This is a genomic window from Nocardia wallacei (assembly GCF_029869545.1).
GTDB lineage: Bacteria > Actinomycetota > Actinomycetes > Mycobacteriales > Mycobacteriaceae > Nocardia > Nocardia wallacei_A.
The window spans coordinates 1-4,808 of the sequence record NZ_JARWQD010000028.1 but is presented as its reverse complement, the minus strand read 5'-3'; the positions used below and the strand labels follow the sequence as shown (position 1 = coordinate 4,808).

The 4,808-nt window shown below is 70.1% G+C and carries 6 protein-coding genes; 1 reads left to right on the top strand and 5 read right to left on the bottom strand.

What is annotated here, in order from left to right:
- Window positions 1–285: 285 nt before the first annotated feature.
- Window positions 286–1,119, bottom strand: a complete 834-nt coding sequence (locus QH290_RS01435) for a tRNA (adenine-N1)-methyltransferase (RefSeq protein ID WP_280269980.1) — start codon at window positions 1,117–1,119, stop codon at window positions 286–288.
- Between the two features lie 2 nt (window positions 1,120–1,121).
- Here QH290_RS01435 and QH290_RS01430 point away from each other — a divergent pair, with 2 nt between their 5' ends.
- Window positions 1,122–2,039 (top strand): RecB family exonuclease, encoded by a 918-nt coding sequence (locus QH290_RS01430; RefSeq protein ID WP_280381751.1) that lies wholly within the window; start codon window positions 1,122–1,124, stop codon window positions 2,037–2,039.
- A 4-nt stretch (window positions 2,040–2,043) separates the two neighbouring features.
- Here QH290_RS01430 and hisG read toward each other — a convergent pair whose 3' ends face one another.
- The 4 genes from hisG to QH290_RS01410 all read right to left on the bottom strand — a co-directional run.
- Window positions 2,044–2,895, bottom strand: coding sequence for an ATP phosphoribosyltransferase (gene hisG / locus QH290_RS01425; protein ID WP_280269981.1), 852 nt, complete (start codon window positions 2,893–2,895; stop codon window positions 2,044–2,046).
- A 64-nt stretch (window positions 2,896–2,959) separates the two neighbouring features.
- On the bottom strand, window positions 2,960–3,241 hold the full coding sequence (locus QH290_RS01420; protein ID WP_174556878.1) for a phosphoribosyl-ATP diphosphatase: 282 nt from the start codon (window positions 3,239–3,241) through the stop codon (window positions 2,960–2,962).
- Between the two features lie 58 nt (window positions 3,242–3,299).
- Window positions 3,300–3,866 (bottom strand): GNAT family N-acetyltransferase, encoded by a 567-nt coding sequence (locus QH290_RS01415; RefSeq protein ID WP_280381750.1) that lies wholly within the window; start codon window positions 3,864–3,866, stop codon window positions 3,300–3,302.
- 103 nt (window positions 3,867–3,969) lie between these two features.
- Window positions 3,970–4,808 (bottom strand): choline/carnitine O-acyltransferase (locus tag QH290_RS01410; RefSeq protein ID WP_280381749.1); only part of this gene is annotated, 839 nt, incomplete at its 5' end.

Below are 4,808 nucleotides of genomic sequence, written 5' to 3'. Positions count from 1 at the left end.
GGCAACGGCCCCCTCCCCCCCCTCAACCCCCCCCCCCACCACCCCAACACCGGCGGGGGCGGCGTACCCCCACCCCGCCAGGGCATACCGATCGCGCCCGCCAGGCATACCGATCTCCCACCACCAGGCCTACCGATCTCCCACCGCCAGGCATGCCGATCGCGCACCCGCCATGCCTACCGATCTCGCACCGCCAAGCCTGCCGATCTCCCACCGCCAAGCCTGCCGATCTCCCCACCCCTACGCCCGGTTACTTCTGTCCCCCACGCCCTTTGTAGGGGGCGCTCAGCCCTTCGAGGGGCGGCGTTGCGGCTTGGGCGGGGTGACACCGTCGGCCAGGCGGCGCGCGCTCACCAGGAAGGCCGTATGGCCCTGCATGCGGTGCTCCGGGCGCACGGCCAGCCCCACCACATGCCACGGGCGCACCAGCGACTCCCAGGCCCGCGGTTCGGTCCAGCATTGTTGCTGCCGCAATGCCTCGACGATCTCCGACAGCTGGGTCACCGTCGCGACGTAGACGATCAGGACACCGCCGGGGATGAGGGCCTTGGACACCGCGTCCAGCGCATCCCACGGTTTGAGCATGTCCAGGACCGCGCGATCGACCTGCCCGCCGTCGTGGTCGGCGACGTCACCGATGGTCAGATCCCAGTTCGCCGGGCGTTCGCCGAAGAATCGCTCGACATTGCGGACGGCATGCTCGGCGTGATCGTCGCGGACCTCGTAGGAGATCACCCGTCCCTCGGGACCGACCGCGCGCAGCAGCGAGCAGGTCAGCGCGCCCGATCCGGCCCCGGCCTCGAGCACCCGCGCGCCGGGGAACACGTCGCCCTCGTGCACGATCTGGGCGGCGTCCTTCGGGTAGATCACCGCGGCCCCGCGCGGCATCGACAGCACGTAGTCGACCAGCAGCGGACGCAACGCCAGATACGGTGTGCCGTTGGCGGATTGCACGACGCTGCCCTCGTCGGCACCGATCAGATCGTCGTGGCGAATCGGGCCCTTGTGGGTGTGGAATTCCTTACCCGGCTCCAGCACGACAGTGTGCTGGCGGCCCTTGGCATCGGTCAGCTGCACCCGATCCCCGTCGGTGAACGGTCCGGTCCGTCTGGCCGTCATGGATCTCCGTTTCTGCGTGTTCGTCGGCGGTCACCGAGGTGTCGGTACCCCCGGATAGCCTGCCAGGTATGGCAGCGCCACCGACCACGACCCCGGCCCCCGAGGACGACGCCCCGGGCCGGTCCCCGGCGCTGTCGCCGTCACGGGCAATGGATTTCAAACAATGCGGCCTGAAATATCGATTGCGCGCCATTGATCGCATTCCGGAATCGCCGACTCGGCATACCGTGCGGGGAACGGTGGTGCACGCGGTACTGGAATCGCTGTACGGGTTACCGAGCGGTGAACGTGTTCCGGAGCGCGCGGCGGCCCTGGTCACGCCCGCCTGGGAGCGTTTGCTGGCCGAACGCCCGGAGGTCGGCGCGCTGGTCGCCGACGGCGGCCCGGCCGCATTTCTCGACGAGGTCCGCGGACTCGTGCGGGCCTACTACGACCTCGAGGACCCGACCGCCTTCGACCCGGAATCCTGCGAATCGCTGCTCGAGGCGAATCTGGACGACGGCTCCCCGCTGCGTGGCTACGTCGACCGCATCGATGTCGCCCGCACCGGGCAGTTGCGCGTGGTCGACTACAAGACCGGCCGTTCCCCGGGGCCCGCCGGGGAGACCAGGGCGTTGTTCCAGCTGAAGTTCTACGCGCTGATCATGCTGCGGACCCGCGGCGTCATCCCCGCCGAGCTCCGGCTCATCTACCTGGCCGACGGCCAGATCCTCACCTACTCCCCCGACGAGGCCGAGCTCCGGCGGTTCGAACGCATCCTGTCCGCGCTGTGGGCGGCGATCAGCGCGGCCGGGCGCACCGGTGAATTCCTGCCCAATCCGGGGTGGCTGTGCGAATTCTGCGACTACAAACCGCTGTGCCCGGCCTTCGGCGGCGCCCCGCCGCCGTACCCGGGCCGGCCCGACGCCGCCGAGGCGTAACCGCTCAGAACGCCCGGCAGGAGCGGATATCGGTGGCCAGGATCGCCTTGGCGCCCAGCTCGGCGAGCTGGTCCATGAGGTCGTTGCCCTGTTTGCGCGGCACCAGCGCGCGCACCGCGACCCAGCCGGGGTCGGCCAGCGGGGAGACCGTGGGCGACTCCAGGCCGGGGGTGATCTTCGCGGCGGCGTCGAGCAGTTCTTTCGGGCAGTCGTAGTCGAGCATCAGGTACTGCTGGGCGAAGACGACGCCCTGCACGCGGGCGACCAGCTGATTGCGGGCCTTGTCGTCGCGGTCGGACCCGGCCGCCTCGAGCAGCACGGCCTCCGAATCGCACAGCGACTCCCCGAACGCCACCAGATTGTGCTGGCGCAGGGTGCGCCCCGACCCGACCACATCGGCGATGGCGTCGGCCACGCCCAGCTGGATGGAGATCTCGACGGCGCCGTCGAGGCGGATCACCTCGGCCTCGACGCCGTGGCGCTGCAGATCCCGCAGGACGAGGTTCGGATACGAGGTGGCGATGCGCTTGTCGTGGAGGTCCTGGACCTTCCACTCGCGACCGGCGGGGGCGGCGTAGCGGAAGGTGGAGCGGCCGAACCCGAGGCTCAGCCGCTCCTGCACCGGCGCACCCGAATCCAGCGCCAGGTCTCGTCCGGTGATACCCAGATCCAGCTCGCCCGAACCCACATAGATGGCAATGTCTTTCGGGCGCAGGAAGAAGAACTCGACCTGGTTGGCGTTGTCGAGCACCGACAGCTCGCGCGAATCGGTGCGCTTGCGATAACCGGCCTCGCCGAGGATCTCGACGGCCGAGGTGGACAGGGCGCCCTTGTTGGGGACTGCGACGCGGAGCATGAGGGTGTCCTTTCGGGACTCGTGACGGAGGGGTGATCTCGCCGAGCATTCGGCGGGCTGACCGTCACAGATGTCGGTACACGTCCTCGAGCCGCAGGCCGCGGCCCACCATCAGCACCTGAACCCAGTACAGCAGCTGCGAGATCTCCTCCGACAGCGCCTCGTCACTCTCGTGTTCGGCGGCCAGCCACACCTCACCGGCCTCCTCCAGCACCTTCTTACCCTGCGCGTGCACGCCGGCGTCCAATGCCGCCACGGTTCCGGACCCCTCGGGGCGGTTGACCGCACGATCCTGCAGCTCGGCGAACAGGGCTTCGAAAGTCTTCACGAGAGGGCATTCTTTCAGATACCCGCGCACGTTCCGCAATCGAGTATTCGGCGCCCCGGGCCGGGAACCGCGGCCGTCAGCCGGGAGCGGCCGGGCGATCGATGCGGTAGACGAAGTGACGGCCGTCGTCGACCGGGTTGTCCGGGATCAGGCGGCCCTCGGCGATCCGGTGCAGCCCGGCCTTCTCCAGGGCGCGCCAGGAGCCGAGGTTGGCGGCGGTCACCGGGACGATGATGCACTCGGCGCGCGGGTAGTCGGCCCAGGTGGCCGCGATGATCGCGCGCAGCATCGCCGAGCCGAGCCCGCGTCCGACGCGCTCGGGGTTGCCGACCAGGTAGTCCAGCGAGGCCGCCTCCGCGGGCACGGAGACCAGCGTCGACAGCTCGTCGAAATACTCCGGCCAATCGGCCCACCGCATCCGCTGCACCAGCCCGACCGGTTGCCCGTCGGCGAGGACGAGCAGATCCTCGGCCGGTTCCTCCCCGCGCGCGGTCGGGCCGAAGTCACGCTCGACGGCCTCGGGCGTGAACTCGTGATTCCACCACCGCCGCACATGCGGCTGCGCCAGCCACGTGGCCAGCAACGGAAAGTCGGCCGAAGTCACCCGCCGCCAGGTGAATTCGGGTGCGCGCGTGTCGTTCACAAGCGTTCACGCTAGCAACCACAACGCCCGACCACCCCTGATTTTCGCTGGTCACAGCCCCGCCCCGGGCGGGTGCCCGCCGGGCACCCGCGATCGGTGGTTCCTATTCCGCTCGAGCGCTCAGCAGTTCCTGGAGTTCGTGGACGGCGAGGCGCAGTTGTTCGGCGAAGTCGTGCATTTGGGACGCAACGGATTTCGGGGTGGCGAGGTAGAGGTTCCAGCGGTCGGGCAGCAGGACGTAGGCGACGCCGATGCACTTGGGGCTGGTGCAGCCGAAACCGAAGTACTCGATATTGGCCGACGGGGCGGAGCTGGTGCTCAGGTAGTCGTCGCGGGTGATCGTCCAGCCCGGGCTGTCGTAGAACGGCATCGGGTCGGTGGCGCCCAGCTGTTCGCCGCGGCGGCGCTGGATCAGCTGCAGCTCCCACAGGTGCTGTTCGGGTGCCTCGCCGCGCTGACATTCCTTGGCCCGCTGCACATGTGCCGTCGCGGCCGCGGTCGCCTTCGCCCGCTTGGTGTCGGCATCGGCTCGCGGGTCGTCCATGGCCGCAACGAATTCCAGGATCTGCGGGGTGACGACCCGCATCGCCTCGGTGCGGCCGCCCCGGAACTGCCGGGTGGCGATCGACTCGTAGGTGGCGCCGATGAGCCCCTTGCTGCGCCGATGCGCGAGCTGGTAGCTCAGCTGGGCGAAGGCATCGGGCGAAATGCCCAGCGCCTTCGCCCGATCGGCACCGAAGTCCTCGAATGACACGGTGCGCGTGGCATTGTCGGCCGCGTACTGGGCGAACGCGGCCGCGGGGGGGGGGGGGCGGGCCCGCGCGGCCGCCGGGCGCGGGGCGTGGGGGAGGGGGGGGGGGGGGGGGGCGGGGGGGGGGGCCGCCCCCCCCCCCCGGCGGGGGCGGCTGCCTGGCCGGGATCGGCACCTACTTGCGCGAAAGG